Origin of the sequence: Paenibacillus sp. NPDC057967 (genome assembly GCF_042887015.1) — a bacterium.
Classification (GTDB): domain Bacteria; phylum Bacillota; class Bacilli; order Paenibacillales; family Paenibacillaceae; genus Pristimantibacillus.
The window spans coordinates 51,648-66,847 of the sequence record NZ_JBHVQB010000012.1 but is presented as its reverse complement, the minus strand read 5'-3'; the positions used below and the strand labels follow the sequence as shown (position 1 = coordinate 66,847).

Annotated in this window: 11 protein-coding genes; 9 read left to right on the top strand and 2 right to left on the bottom strand. The window is 52.1% G+C overall.

Annotated features, from left to right (window positions below; all coding sequences use genetic code 11):
• Positions 1-36: 36 nt before the first annotated feature.
• The 4 genes from ACFVSO_RS25855 (at position 37) to bcp (ending at position 6,656) form a co-directional block, all read left to right on the top strand.
• Positions 37-3,234 (top strand): MMPL family transporter, encoded by a 3,198-nt coding sequence (locus ACFVSO_RS25855; protein WP_387479558.1) that lies wholly within the window; start codon positions 37-39, stop codon positions 3,232-3,234.
• 1,172 nt (positions 3,235-4,406) lie between these two features.
• Positions 4,407-5,471, top strand: a complete 1,065-nt coding sequence (locus ACFVSO_RS25850; RefSeq protein WP_387479556.1) for an asparaginase — start codon at positions 4,407-4,409, stop codon at positions 5,469-5,471.
• On the top strand, positions 5,468-6,160 hold the full coding sequence (locus ACFVSO_RS25845) for a ring-cleaving dioxygenase (protein ID WP_387479554.1): 693 nt from the start codon (positions 5,468-5,470) through the stop codon (positions 6,158-6,160). The genes ACFVSO_RS25850 and ACFVSO_RS25845 overlap by 4 nt, the downstream gene beginning before the upstream one ends.
• Positions 6,161-6,185: 25 nt before the next feature.
• Positions 6,186-6,656, top strand: a complete 471-nt coding sequence (gene bcp, locus ACFVSO_RS25840) for a thioredoxin-dependent thiol peroxidase (RefSeq protein ID WP_387479552.1) — start codon at positions 6,186-6,188, stop codon at positions 6,654-6,656.
• 141 nt (positions 6,657-6,797) lie between these two features.
• On the opposite strand, the gene ACFVSO_RS25835 is transcribed toward bcp, so the two are convergent.
• Entirely contained in the window at positions 6,798-8,669 is a 1,872-nt protein-coding gene (locus tag ACFVSO_RS25835; RefSeq protein ID WP_387479720.1) for an LTA synthase family protein, read from the bottom strand.
• 244 nt (positions 8,670-8,913) lie between these two features.
• Between ACFVSO_RS25835 and ACFVSO_RS25830 the strand changes: the two genes are divergently transcribed.
• Positions 8,914-9,870 (top strand): M15 family metallopeptidase, encoded by a 957-nt coding sequence (locus ACFVSO_RS25830; RefSeq protein ID WP_387479550.1) that lies wholly within the window; start codon positions 8,914-8,916, stop codon positions 9,868-9,870.
• Positions 9,871-9,992: 122 nt separating this feature from the next.
• On the opposite strand, the gene ACFVSO_RS25825 is transcribed toward ACFVSO_RS25830, so the two are convergent.
• Positions 9,993-10,148, bottom strand: a complete 156-nt coding sequence (locus ACFVSO_RS25825; RefSeq protein WP_387479548.1) for a DUF1540 domain-containing protein — start codon at positions 10,146-10,148, stop codon at positions 9,993-9,995.
• Between the two features lie 99 nt (positions 10,149-10,247).
• On the opposite strand from ACFVSO_RS25825, the gene cls reads away from it, so the two are divergent.
• The 4 genes from cls (at position 10,248) to ACFVSO_RS25805 (ending at position 14,884) form a co-directional block, all read left to right on the top strand.
• Entirely contained in the window at positions 10,248-11,696 is a 1,449-nt protein-coding gene (cls, locus tag ACFVSO_RS25820) for a cardiolipin synthase (protein WP_387479719.1), read from the top strand.
• Between the two features lie 442 nt (positions 11,697-12,138).
• Positions 12,139-12,531 (top strand): Fur family transcriptional regulator, encoded by a 393-nt coding sequence (locus ACFVSO_RS25815; protein WP_387479546.1) that lies wholly within the window; start codon positions 12,139-12,141, stop codon positions 12,529-12,531.
• On the top strand, positions 12,510-13,277 hold the full coding sequence (locus ACFVSO_RS25810) for a response regulator transcription factor (RefSeq protein ID WP_387479543.1): 768 nt from the start codon (positions 12,510-12,512) through the stop codon (positions 13,275-13,277). Before ACFVSO_RS25815 ends, ACFVSO_RS25810 begins: the two co-directional genes overlap by 22 nt.
• Before the next feature lie 140 nt (positions 13,278-13,417).
• Positions 13,418-14,884 carry a catalase gene (locus ACFVSO_RS25805; RefSeq protein WP_387479541.1) on the top strand — a complete coding sequence of 489 codons (1,467 nt, stop codon included), beginning with the start codon at positions 13,418-13,420 and terminating at the stop codon, positions 14,882-14,884.
• The last annotated feature ends 316 nt before the right edge of the window (positions 14,885-15,200 follow it).

Genomic DNA, 15,200 nt, shown 5'->3' with positions numbered 1-15,200 from the left:
AGAGAGATCGACTTGGAAAAGAGAGGAAGATCATTGATGAGGGTTGTGTTGAAGTTAAAGTGGCTGGTCCTCGCCCTTTGGTTGCTTGGATCGGTGGGCCTGATGCTGAGCGCGCCGGCCATGGAGGAGCTGGTTCGCACGAAGGGCCAGATTACGGTGCCGGAAGGATATTCCTCTTCGGTAGCCGGACAATTGGAGAAGGCGATCGGTGGGACCGGCACGGAAGAAGGCGGAGAGCCGGGGATGTCTACTGTGCTTGTCTTTCATAAGGAAGGCGGGCTGAGCGAGGCGGATCTGAAGGAAGTCGAAGGAGCGCTAGCGAAGCTGGATGCGGAAGGCGAAAAGCTCGGCGTCAGCTCCGTGATGACCCACTTCGATATACCGGAGCTCGCAGAGCAAATGGTGGCGGAGGATGGCAGCACCATTCTGTCACTCCTAACCGTTGAAGCGGGCGATCGCGAGCTGAAGGAAGTACAGGATGGCTTGTACCAAGCGCTTGAAGGCGTATCGGTCGATCATTACTACACAGGCAACTGGATTATTAATGAAGACGTGATACAGAGCTCGCAAGAGGGTCTGAAAAAGACGGAATTTATTACAGTCGGATTTATTCTGGTTATTCTATTCCTTGTATTCCGTTCTGCCGCGGCGCCGCTTGTGCCTCTTCTGGCCGTCGGCTTCACTTATCTGGTGTCGCAATCAATAGTCGCTTTCCTGGTGAAGTATGCGGACTTTCCTCTATCTAACTTCACGCAGATTTTCCTTGTAGCTGTCCTGTTCGGTATCGGAACGGACTACTGCATTCTGCTGATTAGCCGCTATAAGGAGGAGCTTGCGCATCGGAGCGACCGTACGGAGGCGATTGTGCACACGTACCGTACTGCGGGCAGAACCGTATTGTTTTCCGGCTTGGCGGTGCTGGTCGGCTTTGCTTCCATCGGTTTCTCGACCTTTGTGCTGTACCGCTCGGCAGTAGCGGTGGCGGTAGGCATTCTCATCCTGCTGCTAGCCTTGTTCACACTGGTGCCGGTCTTTCTCTCGCTGCTCGGCAATGCGCTGTTCTGGCCGTCGAAGGGCAAGCTGGAGCATAAGCCAAGCAAGTTGTGGGATGTCGTTGGCCGCTTCTCCCTGAAACGCCCTGTCTGGGCGCTTCTTATCCTGGCGGTCATCATCGTACCGTTCCTGACGGCATATAAAGGGACGATATCTTTTAACTCGCTGGATGAGATCGGAGACAAATACGATTCGGTCAAAGGCTTCAATATTATTGCCGACAGCTTCGGTCCAGGCGAGTCGCTTCCGACCGGCGTGATCGTGAAGTCGGATGATCCGCTCGATACGCCGGAAGGCCTTGCGGCATTGGAGCAGGCAAGCCGCGAGCTGTCGAAGGTCGAAGGCGTGAAGACGATTCGAAGCGCAACGCGCCCGACAGGCGCGATCCTGGACGATTTTCTCGTTGCGGATCAAGTGCTGACGCTCGATGAAGGACTTGGCAAAAGCGGCGAGGGTCTCGACGAGATTAGTACCGGACTCACCGATGCCAGTACCGCATTGAACGAGAATGCGCCTAAGCTTGCGGAGGCGGCGGATGGCGCCGGGCAGCTTGTCAGCGGCACGAAGGAGCTGAGGTCCGGGGTTGAGGCACTGGCATCCGGCTTGAAGGCGATTCAGAAGGGGCTTGATGACGGCACAGTCGGAGCGGAGGAGCTGCTCAGCGGCTTGACTGAGGCGCAGGAAAGCGCCAAGAAGCTTGCTGCTGGAAGCGCAGAGCTGCTGACCGGCTATAAGGATTTGGGCGGTGGCTTGACGCAATTAAGCGGCGGCTATGAGGCGATTGCAACCGAGCAAACGAAGCTGGCGGAAGGGCTCGCAGGCGTAACTGCCGGTCTCGACAGCTTGCAGGAGAAGCATCCCGAGCTGAAGCAAGACGAAGCTTTCCAGCAGGCGCTGGGCGCATTGTCCGGTATGCAGCAGGGTGCGGCCGCGCTGGGCACGCAGCTTGCAGAGCTGAATAAAGGCCTGGCCGGTATCTCTACTGGCGTAGAACAGGCCAACAAAGGCTTTGCCGAAGCGTCTGCCGGCCAGTCCGCGCTTGCGGAAGGATTATCGCAACTCGCGACAGGCCTCGGAGCGCTGAAGGACGGTATTAGCCAAGCGGCGGCTGGCCAAGGACAGATTGTAGGGCAGCTGCCGGGCGTGACGAAAGGCCTTGGCGATCTTGCCAAAGGACAGGAGGAGCTGAAGTCCGGCTTCGCATCGCTAGGCGATCAGCTCGGCGAGCTGACAAGCGGACTGGATCAGAGCGTCGACGGCTTGACGCAAGTGACGGACGGCCTGTCATCGGCCGGAGGCTACCTCCAAGGCTTGGCGAACGCACCGGATAAGAATATGACCGGCTGGCATATTCCGCAGGAGGCAATCGAGGATGAGCAGTTCCAAGCGTCGCTGGATGTCTACATGTCGCCTGACCGCAAGACGGCGAAGCTGGACGTTATCTTCGAAAGCAATCCGTATGCGCAAGACACGATGGCTGAGATTGAAGCTCTGAATGCTGCGGTCAAACGGGCCTTCCAAGGCACATCGCTGTCGGGTGCGGAGGTCGCGATTGGCGGCGTTACGAGTATGAACCATGATTTGAGCACAATCTCGAACGGTGACTATTCCAGAACGGTCATGCTGATGTTGATTGGCATCTCCCTTATCTTGATCGTGCTGTTCCGTTCCATTGTTATTCCGATTTATATCGTCGCTTCATTGCTGGTTACGTTCTACACGTCGTTGGCGATGGCGGAGGTGATCTTCGTCCGCATGCTGGGATTGTCCGGCATCAGCTGGGCGGTGCCGTTCTTCGGCTTCGTCATGCTGATCGCGCTAGGCGTTGATTACAGCATCTTCTTGATGGACCGCTTCAGGGAATACAAGGATCTGGATCCGAAGAAGGCGATCCTGGAGGCAATGAAGAACATGGGCGCGGTCATCATGTCCGCGGCTGTCATTCTGGGCGGAACCTTCGCAGCGATGCTGCCTTCCGGCGTCATGTCGCTGCTCCAGATCGCGACGGTCGTCCTATGCGGACTGTTCCTGTACGCTCTCGTGATCTTGCCGCTCTTCATTCCGGTCATGGTGCGCACCTTTGGCGAGGCCAACTGGTGGCCGTTCATGGCAAGTCGCGAGCAATCAAGCAGAGAGCTGAAGCAGTATGCAGTCATTAGCTCCAATAAGGAAGGACAATAGTTTTTGGAAACCCGAGCCTCGATTGAGGTTCGGGTTTCTTTATTATGCGTGAGGTGCATGGCGTCGTGTAGAGCGGTTAAATGGGAAAGTGGCTTGGGTTACGGGGGTGATCGAATAGTATTGCGTGACACCACTGAAGTTCGCGAATGGCGGGAAATGCAGAATTAGTGTTGTGTAAAACAACTACATTGAGAACCATGTGCCAGCAAGGGCGAATAGTATTGCGTGACACCACTAAGTTGCGCGAATGGCCTGGAATGAAGGGTTAGTATTGTGTAAAACAACTAAATGGAGAACCACGGGCCAGCTAGGCGAATAGTGTTGTGTGGCACCACTAAATTACGGGAATGGCGGGAAATGCAGAATTAGTGTTGTGTAAAACAACTAAATGGAGAACCATGGGCAAGCTAGGCGAATAGTATTGCGTGGCACCACTAAAGTGCGCGAATGGCAGGAAATACAGAATTAGTGCTGTGTAAAACAACTAAATAGAGAAATGTGGGCAAGCTAGGCGAATAGTATTGCGTGGCACCACTAAAGTGCGCGAATGGCAGGAAATACAGAATTAGTGTTGTGTAAAACAACTAAATGGAGAAATGTGGGCCAGTGATGCGAATAGTGTTACGTAACACCACTAAACTGCGCGAATAGTAGGAAATGCAGAATTAGTGCTGTGTAAAACAACTAAATAGAGAACCATGGGCAGCTAGGCCAATAGCGTTACGTAACACCACTAAATTGCGCGAATGGTAGGAAATGCAGAATTAGTGCTGTGTAAAACAACTAAATGGAGAACCATGGGCAAGCTAGGCGAGTAGTGTTGCGTGGCACCACTAGATTGCGCGAATGGACGGAAATAGTGTGAACGGGTTGAATAAAACTGTTGTACGGAGAAACTAACATCATTCATTCCAGTAGCATTGCGACTTGCCACTTGATTGATCACTTGGTTGTTGAGCTATATAGAAGCGGCTTGGGAACACTACATAAAAAAAATGATGAGACGCTCCTCTGATCTGCCTCAATATGATGGCCGTGAAACAATCAAATATAAAGCAGCCAAAATGCACTTAGACATTCGACTTCACAGGTAGTAAGATGGACGTATTGCGTTGCCCCAAGAGGGCAATCTTGAACAATGACAGCATGATATGAGTGGAGGGAGGCTGCTTATGAAGCGGCTTTTGGTAATTTTCACGGGAGGCACCATTGGAAGCAAGGCGGAGGGACTGGCGATCAACGTTAGCGACAGCGGCTCATATACGCTGTTGGAGGAGTATCGCAAGCAGCCCTTCTATCGAAATGATGTACAGCTGGATACGATCCAGCCGCTGAATCTGCTCAGCGAGAACTTAACCCCTCATGACTGGGCTGTACTGGCAGCGGCCATCCGGGAGGTCGATTGGAGCCTATACGAAGGCCTGATTGTTACACACGGATCAGACACACTGGCCTATACAGCAGCGATGATGAGTTATCTGTTCGCAGACATTCCGATTCCGCTCGTCCTGACGGCAAGCAACTATCCGATCGCGGACGAGAGAAGCAACGGCCTGCGTAATCTGTCGAGCTCCATTGATTTTATTGTGAATGCGGGGCTTCCCGGCATCTTCGTCGTCTACGAAAACAATAAAAGCGAGCCGCTTGTGTACTTGGGTACAAGAATATTTCAGAATGAGTCCTTTACGGATCAATTCCTCAGTCCATATGAGCTCGTCTACGGGAAAATGGCCAGCGACAGAACCTTCCAGCTGGTGGAGGACCTGCGCAATCCCGATCCGGACAGCTTAGCGCCGCGTGCCAGCACGCTGTCGTGGGAACCGTCGACACTGAAGCTTGAGGATGCCGTGTTATACATAAAGCCGTATCCGGGCTTGAATTATGAGTTGTACGACTTCAGCAAGAAAAAGCCTAAAGTCATTCTGCATGACCTGCATCATTCCGGCACCGCGAACGCGCTGGAGTCCGGACCGTATTCGTTAACCACTTTTATCGAGAAGAATAGAGAGCTCGGGATCGATTGCTACTTATGCCCCATCAAAAACGCATCCGATGCGTTGTACGATTCCTCACATCGGCTGATTGACGCCGGAGCCCGGTTCATTGAAAATATATCCATAGAAGCCGCGTTGACCAAGCTGATGCTGGCATACGGCATGATTGCAGAGAATGAAGCTCGTGATGAGTTCATTCGCAGCGAGTCGATTTACTATGAGAAGCTTGAGGTGCTGTCATGATTATGGAGTCGGTCACGTTGCTCACGAGGAAGCGTCCGGAGGAGCTGCTGCCATTCTATCGGGATGTATTGGAGTTGCCGGTCATCGATTCTGCGGAGAACCGCTTTACGGTACAAACAGGGTACTCGAGCCTGACCTTTCTACATCAGCCAGAAGACGCTGCACAGGCGCCTTATTACCACTTTGCGATTAATATTCCGGAGAACAAGCTGGATGAGGCGAAGCAATGGTTGGAGAGCCGAATTGAGCTTGGCACAGAGGATGGATCGGATATCTCCCACAGCGAGCTGTGGAACTCCCATTCCGTATATTTTCTCGATCCGGCAGGCAACATTCTTGAGCTGATTGCGCGCCATACGATGGACAATGCGGTGAACCGGACGTTCGATCCGAAGCAGGATTTGCTTGGCATCAGCGAGATGGGGCTGCCGACGAAGGATGTGCCGCGAGCTGTAGATGAGCTGGAGGCGCTCGGCATCCCTACCTATAAGAGGCGGGACCCGGTCTTCAATCCGGTCGGCGATGAGGAAGGCATCTTCATTGTCGTGAAGCCGGGACGCAGATGGCACTTCACGAATTTGACAGCGGCATGCTTTTCATTCCAGGTTAACGTGAAGGGGATCGGCCCGCTGACGCTGGAGGAAGGCGAGTCGGGACTGGTCATACGCAGAGAATCGCGATGGGAATAAAGTATTTCAGAGGAGGAGAAGCAAGATGAGCAATGTAACAGTAAAGGTTGGAGAGACGGTGCCGGATTTCACTCTGCACGCCTCGAATGGTAAAGACGTATCGCTTAGCGACTACAAGGGCAAGAAGCTGGTTATTTACTTCTATCCGAAGGATATGACACCGGGATGTACGGCTGAGTCCTGCGACTTCCGTGATTTCAATGGTGAATTCGCGGCAAATAATGCGGAAGTCGTCGGCATTAGCCCGGATGATCTGACTTCCCACGAGCAGTTCGTCAATGAATACAAGCTGCCTTTCCTGCTTCTGTCGGATACCGATCATAAGGTGTCGGAGCTGTTCGGCGTGTGGAAGGAGCTTAGCTGGGGCGGCAAGACGTTCCTTGGCGTAGAGCGAGCAACCTTTATCCTCAACGAAGAGGGTACGTTGGTGCGCGAATGGCGCAGCGTCAGCGTAGAAGGGCATGCGGCTGAAGTGCTCGAAGCGGTGAAGTCTTAAAGGCCTGGCGGTGAGCAAACGTGTAGCAGCTGGTATTGTCCAGCGATAAGGAAGAGCATATTCTAGCCGATACCGCTATCGATAAAAAAAGGTCCTCCCGTCTCAAGCTGCATCAAGCAGTCTTGAAGGGAGGACCTTTTTTTATTTCTGATCTTTCTTCCAATTCGGCAAATGATTCACATAGCTGTCGGACAAATTCAGCAGCTCTAGCGCGCGTTCGAATTCGTCTTCGGTTGCCTTGTTCTCGTCGTTGCCGTCCCCAGCGAGCGGATAATGCTTGCCGTCCTCGAAGCCGCTGCCCGACATGAACAGCTCTTGGCTGCTCAGGAACGAGCCGCTCGGCAAGTAATAGCGTTGAGGCAGGATGTTATAAGTCTGATTGAACAAGTCTTGGCCAAAATGAACCTGGTCGTTCAATGACATGCCCAGCAAATTAGCTACAGTCGGCAGCACGTCGACTTGTCCGCCGAGCTGCTCGTACTCGGCTGGCTGCACGGTTTTGTCCGGATTCACGATAACGAGCGGAATATTGATCATATCCGTGTACGTGTATTCACGCGAGTAAATTTCCGCCATCAGATCCTTCTCATGACGATCCAAAGAATAGATAGGCAGCCCCAGATGATCGCCATACAGCACAATCAAGCTGTTGTCCCAGATGCCGCGCGCCTTGAGGTCTTCAATGAAAATACCCAGTGCGTGGTCGGCATAGTTCTGCGAGACAATATAATCGCCAACAAGCGTATTGTTGAAGCGTTCCGGCAGCGTAATGAGCCTCTTGTCATCTGGAATGGTGTACGGATGATGCGCCGTCATGGAGATGACTTGAGCATAGAATGGGTTGTCATTCTGATCCATACGCGCCAGTTCATCTATCGTTTTCTTATATAACATGTCGTCGGAAGCGCCGAAAAATACAGTGTCTTCCGTTCCGAAAAATTCAGCATCGTAATAACGGTCGAAGCCGATCGCCTTATACAACTCGCCGCGGTTCCAGAATTCCACGACGTTCGTATGGAAGGTCGCTGTATCATAGCCGTGTCCCTTCAGGAGCTTCGGCAAGCTAGGCAGCTCTTTGCCTGCGTACATCTGAGTCGCAGCGCCGCGAGGCGGAATGTATAGCGATGTATTAATAACGAATTCGGCGTCGGATGTATTGCCTTGTCCAACCTGCTGGTAGAAGTGCTTGAAGTAGCTGTTCTCCTTCACGAGCTTGTTCAGATTCGGCATGATTTCTTGACCTTCAATGTTTAGTCCGACCAGGAAATTCTGCATGGACTCCATCTGCAAGATAATCAGGTTCTTGCCGTTAGCCGTTGCGTGCAGCACCGGTTCGGCTGGAGGCTGAGTCTTCTTGACGGAGTTAATCTTCTCTTGCGAGATTTGGTCCGAATCGACATAGTCGATATCTTTGTTGGAGAAAATGGTATAGGCCTCATAATTAAGAATACCCATTTGTTCTGCTTTGACGATCTCATTCATGCTGGCACGGTTCGGCAGTACGTTGAACAGACAGATAACCAGCGATACCGTCAGCAAGCCGACGACGAATCTGGTATTCTCTTTGCGCTTGAACGAGTTTTTCCATTCTATCGCCTTATTCTTGCGGAACATCAGGAACATCAGAATCACGACATCCGTGTAGATGAACAGGAAATAAGGGTCCATGAGTGAAAATACGCTGTTTTTGACTGCGGTAACCTGGTTCACCTGCGCAAGTGCGAAATAGGTGACAATTACGCCGTAATACTTGTAATACATGATGACTGCAAATAGAATAGATGTCATGGTCAGGTTCGCTATGAGATAATAGAGAAGCTTCCTCTTGCTGGCGAACCACTCAATGAGGCAATACACGATAAGTACGAACGGAATTTCCTTGAGCATAGTCGTCCAGGACGGACCGCCTTCGAAAATAACCATCCAAGCTAAGTAGCTTTTGAGAAGCATAATGAGCGAAAAAAACAAAATGGGACGAGTGCTCAATAGCCGCTTTGATGTTATGATTGACACTTTGACCCTACCTTTCACAGCAAAAACCGGCTTTCTCTCCGAGCCAGCCGCCAGCGCTTTTTTTCTATAATTATAATCGTATTGTAAATCCACTATCATTATGCTCCTTCTGGGAGGCAATTGTCAAAAGGCAAAAGGGCCCTTAACAGGAATGTCGAAAATTAACAAACGTTAGTCGCATCATCCTGATGTCTGCAAACGTCAATAGATAGGATATGCCATGTTACGAACAGGAGGAACCAGAATGGGCAGAGGGAAGTTTTTGATGTTGGTCGCACTAGCGGTCGTCGTTGTGCTGGGCGCATATGCCGTCTTGGAGAAGAAGGAAGCGGTCACGGAGACGCCGCCGAAGCTGGCCGAAGGAGCGGATGACGGCTCTGGCGAGAGCGAAGGGGAAGTATCCGGGCAGACTCCACAAGAAACGGGCGGAGAGGCGACAGAGACTCCTGCGACGGACAAGCCAAGCGGTGGCGAAGCGACAACGCCTCCTGCAACGGACAAGCCATCAGGCGGAGAGGCGACAGCACCTCCTGTTACGGATAAGCCGGGTTCGGCTAATGGCGGACAAGCCGGTATCTCCAAAGGCGAAGACGGTGCCATTGCGGTAATCGGCAAGCCGGAGAGCGTGGCAGCGCTTGTGAATCCGTTCAATATGCTGCCGGACGATTACGTGCCGGGCGATCTGGTCTACCCGGATGTGCGGTTTATTTTCAAAGAAAAGATCGAGAAACGGATGATGCGTAAGGAAGCGGCGGAGGCGCTGGAGAATCTGTTCGCGGGCGCCGAGAAGGATAATATCTATCTGGCCGGCGTGTCGGCATACCGCTCGCACAAGACGCAAAAGGCTTTGTTCGACCGCTATGTGAAGCGCGATGGCTATGAGAAAGCGAGAACATACAGCGCATTACCCGGAACGAGCGAGCATGAAACAGGGCTGGCGGTAGACGTCACAAGCAGCGACGGCAAGTGTGCAGCGGCTGATTGCTTCGGCGATACGAAGGAAGCGGATTGGCTGAAGAAGTATGCGGCGGACTATGGGTTCATTATTCGCTACCCGGAAGGAAAGCAGGGTATAACTGGTTACCAGTATGAGCCTTGGCATTTGCGATATGTAGGCGTGGACCTTGCTCTCGAGATTGCGGCGGACGGTTCGACGCTGGAGGAGCACTACGATGCCGTTCCAGTTAGCGGAACGAAGTAGAGAATGATAAGTTGAAGGCAGACGCACAATAGAGAAACGGCGCAGCGGCTGGAGATAAGCGAATAGCCAGCAGCATGCATGAATGGACGCTAGTCCCCAGGCTGCGCCAATGAGGCGGTTCTTTAAATCTTTGATTCAAATGTCTTGCAGTCGGTTTCTTCGGAATGGCTTGCCTGCTTGCCGCGATTGCTGACCACATAGATACTGCTCGCACCGCAATTGTTTCCTGCCGCCCAAAACTTGCATGAGTTCACTTCACATAATACGTCCTTTGCCATTGTCTATTCACCTCCTATGAATAGGATGGTCAAGGGCAACCCTCTTTTATACTTAGTACAAATCGGATTTGTGGCGACACGGAGGTGCCGAGCGTGCATATCACCATGCTCCAAAATATTTATTTGATCATTATGCTGCTCAATATTTTTCTGGCGATTACGGTTATTTTTTTGGAACGGCGCAATGCCAGCTCGACTTGGGCTTGGCTAATGGTCTTGTTTTTTATACCGGTGCTTGGATTTATTATGTATCTGGTGCTGGGACAGAAGGTTCGGAAGCGGCAGCTTAACAAGCTGCTAGGGGATAATCAAAGAATATTGGAAGATACGCTGGAGAAGCAGAGGGTTGATCTGCTGGAGCACCGGCTGCTCCCGGCGGATAGTGAACTGTCGGAATACCAGGATATGATCTACATGAACCTGATTACGAGCTACGCTCTGTATACCAGCAATAATTCCATCGAGATCTTTACCGAGGGCAATCAGAAGTTCGATGCGTTGATCGCAGATATTGACGCAGCGCAGCATCATATCCATCTGGTCTACTATATCGTTCGCGATGATGCGCTTGGCAGGAAGCTGGTCGGGGCACTGACGAAGAAGGCGGCGCAAGGCGTCGAAGTCCGATTCTTGTACGATCATATCGGCAGCTCGAATTTGCCGAGGCGGTTTTTCGGGGAGCTTCGCGAAGCAGGTGGGATGGAGGCAGCCTTTTTCCCATCGCGCATTCCTTACCTGAATCTGAAGATCAACTACCGCAACCATAGGAAGCTTGCCATTATCGACGGCAAGGCTGGCTACATAGGCGGCTTTAATATCGGAGACGAATATTTGGGCCTTAATAAGCATTTTGGAGAATGGCGGGATACGCATTTGAAGGTGACGGGCGGCGCTGTCCTGCAGATGCAGGCGCAATTCCTGATGGACTGGAATCTCGCATCCTCCGGGCGTATTAATTTGAGCGAGGCGTATTTCCCCGTTGTTCCTTTTGTGGGCGGGAAGATCGGCATGCAACTGGTGGCGAGCGGACCGGATACGGAGTATCAGGAGATCAAGAACGCCTACATTAAGATGATTTATTCCGCCAAAGAAACGATCAGGCTGCAGACGCCGTATTTTGTGCCGGATGAGAGTCTGATGACGGCTCTGCGCATCGCGGCGCTGTCCGGCGTCAAAGTATGCATCATGCTTCCAAGCAAGCCGGATCATTTCTTCGTCTATTGGGCTACGCATTCCTACTTGGGCGAGCTGCTGAAGAGCGGGGTGCATGTTTATTTGTACGAGAAGGGCTTTCTTCACGCGAAAACGCTAGTGGTGGACGGCAAAATCGCTTCTGTCGGAACGGCCAATCTGGATATTCGCAGCTTCAAGCTTAATTTCGAAATGAATGCGTTCATTTATGATTATGAGACAGCTACGCGGTTAATTAATATCTTCGAGGAGGATGTGCTTCACTCCCGAACGCTGACCCAAGAGGATTACGACCAACGACCGCTGTTCAACCGGTTCAAGGAGTCGATTTCCCGGCTGCTTAGCCCCATACTATAGTCCTGCAACACATAAAAAGGGATTTCGCTTATCGATGATAACCGAAATCCCTTCATGTTTCTGAGGAACAACTATTCAATTTCTTCAAACGCTCCATTCTACTGCTTGCACAGCCTCTTGAATTAGGTATTGCATGATCCTTTCGAATGTATCATCCACTTCCGATTATCCAACTGCACCGAGTCCCCGCATGCTCCTGTATACGGCCAACTCCTTCCCGCGTTAGTGGAACACGCTTCGCTAACCTACTTCAATGGACTATCCCCTCTCGTTTGTTATGACTCTATTATAGCCTATTATTTTAATTTTGTAAATATTCAGACAACTCTTATTTGTGTCAAAAACGTTACGATGGTGTTAAGAAGCAGGGAAGGTTGACGGTGTCTGAAAATGAATTTATACTTAGTCTAAAATCATTTGATGAAGGCGGCATGAAGAAGTCATGAACAAAATAAACTTAACTATACAGAGGAAAGCCGTGTACGAAGTTGTGCAACAGGCGTTCGACCATCCGACAGCAGCGGATGTGATTGAGAGATTACGCAGCAACGGCCATAACTTTGCTTATGGCACAGTCTACAATTCTCTTCGCTACTTAACAGATGTCGGACTGATTCGTGAGCTGAAGCTAGGGGAGGCGGTAAGCCGATACGACGCCAGAATGGAAGATCACCAGCATATCATGTGCTTGAAGTGCGGGCGTGTGGACGAGGTATTGGTCGATATGCCTGCAGATTGGATGGCAAGTGTAGCGAAGGAAACTCATTACCGCATCGAGCACGCCCACGTCGTTCTGGAGGGGGTGTGCGAGACATGCGCGAGCAAAACTTCGTGACGGACCCATCTCCGCAGACGGGTGTCCTCTGTTCTTTGACGCAGAGAGTTATGATCATCAGTCCGCTGCCGGATCGCGTGCGCAGCCTTCTGGTGGCCTTGTCGACAGAATGCTTCGACGTATTCTCCCTGCATGAATTTAATAAGGGTATGCTGCCAGCGCTGCAGCCGGAGCTGCTTGTCTATGATGCATTGCCATTGCCGCTGCCGTCCGTAGGCCATACGCTGGAAGGCGGTGCTGAGCTCCTGGCCGATGCGAGGGACTATAACGTTCCCGTGCTTGTGCTGCTCGACGCTCCTTCGTTCGAGGAGCATAAAGACCGGTCGCTCCAAGGCGCAGAATTGCTTCAGTGGCCTGCGCAGCCCGAAGAAGCGCTGAATCGCATTCACCGCATGTTGGAGAATCGCCCAGTCCAGGCAGCCGGCAGTCTGGAAGATGTGCGCGTCTTCAAGGATATCCGCATCGATCTGCGCAAGATGAAGGTAGAGCGGGCAGGCGTACGGGTGGAGCTGACCAAGACCGAATACGACTTGCTGCTGTATTTTGTGAATTCGGACGGTTCCGTGCTGACGAGAGAAATGCTACTGGACGACGTCTGGGGCTCGCAATTCTACGGCGGCAGCAACGTGGTCGATGTGCATATCAAGACACTGCGCAAGAAGCTGAAGGATAGCGCGGTATCGCCTCACTATATCGTCACGGTCCGCGGAGCCGGCTACAGGCTTGCGGATGACGTTAAACACTAGCCTCCTTGTACATTCGTATTGGATTCATCTAATGTTCATGCACCGTTCATCATGATTTCATGACAGCCGGACACCTGCAAGTTACAATTAGTTTAAAGATTTAGATCAAGTCTAAATATATAACTAATGAGGTGGATATAATGGATAATCGTTTGACGACCAATCAAGGCGCGCCGGTAGGTGATAATCAGAATTCGAGAACGGCAGGACAGCGAGGGCCGACCTTGCTGGAGGATTACCATTTGCTAGAGAAAATCGCGCATTTCGACCGCGAGCGTATTCCGGAGCGCGTCGTGCATGCGCGCGGTGCCGGAGCCCATGGCGTGTTCCGGCTGGAGAACAGCATGGAGGAGCATACGAGGGCTCACTTCCTGGGGGCCGCAGGTACCGAGACACCGGTATTTGTCAGATTCTCGACCGTTATCCACGGCACCGGCTCTCCCGAGACTGCTCGTGACCCGCGCGGCTTCGCCGTGAAGTTCTACACGCAGGAAGGAAATTATGACCTGGTGGGGAACCATCTGCCAATCTTCTTTATCCGCGATGCACTGAAGTTCCCGGATATGGTGCATTCCCTGAAGCCAGCACCGAACACAAATATTCAGGAACCGGCGCGTTACTGGGATTTCATGACACTCTCTCCCGAATCGACACATATGCTGACCTGGCTGTTCTCCGATGACGGAACACCAGCTACCTATCGAGAGATGGATGGCTTCGGCGTTCATGCGTACAAGTGGATCAACGCGGCAGGCAAGCAAACGTATGTCAAGTACACATGGAAGACGCTGCAGGGTGTACGCAACTTTACCGCGAAGGAAGCGGCGGAGACGCAAGCAAAGGACTTCAATCATGCCACTCGTGATTTGTATGAAGCGATCGAGCTGGGCAATTATCCGGAATGGGAGCTGCATGTGCAGCTAATGCCGATCGAGCATGTCGACCGCTACGCGTTCGATCCGCTGGACCCGACCAAAATATGGCCGGAGGATATGTATCCTCTGCACAAGGTAGGCACGATGACGCTGAACCGCAATCCGGTCAACTATTTCTCGGAAGTGGAGCAATCGGCATTTGCCCCTAGCGTGCTGGTGCCGGGCATTGAGCCATCGGAGGATAAGCTGCTGCAGGGAAGACTGTTCTCGTATCCGGATACGCAGCGTTATCGGCTTGGAGCCAATTACTTGAACATTCCGGTCAATTGCCCGTATGCGCCGGTGCGCAACTACCAACGCGACGGAGCAATGACGATGAAGGCTGATCCGTCCCCGGTCAATTACGAGCCGAATAGCGATTCCGGCAGTCCGAAGGAGGATGCGGCATACCAAGATTCGCATATCCCGCTCCAAGGCGACGCCGGACGCCAGAAAATCGATAAGACGGATGACTTTACACAGGCGGGTGAGCGTTACCGAGGTTTGCCTGAGGAGCAGCAGCGCAATCTCGTGTCCAATCTGGTCAATGATTTGCAGGCCACCAACGATGATATCCGCTTGCGCGCAATCTGCAACTTCTTCCGCGCCGACCGGACGCTCGGCATGAAGCTGTCCGGGGAGCTTGGCGTAGATATTAGCAAGTTTATCCCGCAGGGGCATGTTCAGGCGTAGCATAGCTATTTATATGTTCATTTCATTTTGGCAGCGGCTTTTGTGCGATCACTCGTGCAGAAGCCGCTGCTTTGGGTTAACAGGGAGAAGAACATCGTATTTGCTTACGAGCGGGGCTGGAGGTTAAACTAATAGATAGGTAAGCTTATCGGAATAAATTGGCATGAGCCAAGCTGTAGCAGAGGTGCTGCAAGCCGAGAAACTCGGCTTAGAGGGGGCGTTGGGCTCGTGAAGGAGAGCTGCAAGCCGAAAAACTCGGCTTAGAGATGCTGACCGGGCCGTGTAGTAGAGCTGCAAGCCGAGAAACTCGGCTTAG

Excerpts from the sequence above, each read along its gene's own strand:
- ACFVSO_RS25815 (WP_387479546.1), top strand. The coding sequence starts at position 12,139 with ATGAACAAAATAAACTTAACTATACAGAGGAAAGCCGTGTACGAAGTT.
- bcp (WP_387479552.1), top strand. The coding sequence starts at position 6,186 with ATGAGCAATGTAACAGTAAAGGTTGGAGAGACGGTGCCGGATTTCACT.
- ACFVSO_RS25825 (WP_387479548.1), bottom strand. The coding sequence starts at position 10,148 with ATGGCAAAGGACGTATTATGTGAAGTGAACTCATGCAAGTTTTGGGCG.
- ACFVSO_RS25845 (WP_387479554.1), top strand. The coding sequence starts at position 5,468 with ATGATTATGGAGTCGGTCACGTTGCTCACGAGGAAGCGTCCGGAGGAG.
- ACFVSO_RS25855 (WP_387479558.1), top strand. The coding sequence starts at position 37 with ATGAGGGTTGTGTTGAAGTTAAAGTGGCTGGTCCTCGCCCTTTGGTTG.
- ACFVSO_RS25850 (WP_387479556.1), top strand. The coding sequence starts at position 4,407 with ATGAAGCGGCTTTTGGTAATTTTCACGGGAGGCACCATTGGAAGCAAG.
- ACFVSO_RS25810 (WP_387479543.1), top strand. The coding sequence starts at position 12,510 with ATGCGCGAGCAAAACTTCGTGACGGACCCATCTCCGCAGACGGGTGTC.
- ACFVSO_RS25830 (WP_387479550.1), top strand. The coding sequence starts at position 8,914 with ATGGGCAGAGGGAAGTTTTTGATGTTGGTCGCACTAGCGGTCGTCGTT.
- ACFVSO_RS25805 (WP_387479541.1), top strand. The coding sequence starts at position 13,418 with ATGGATAATCGTTTGACGACCAATCAAGGCGCGCCGGTAGGTGATAAT.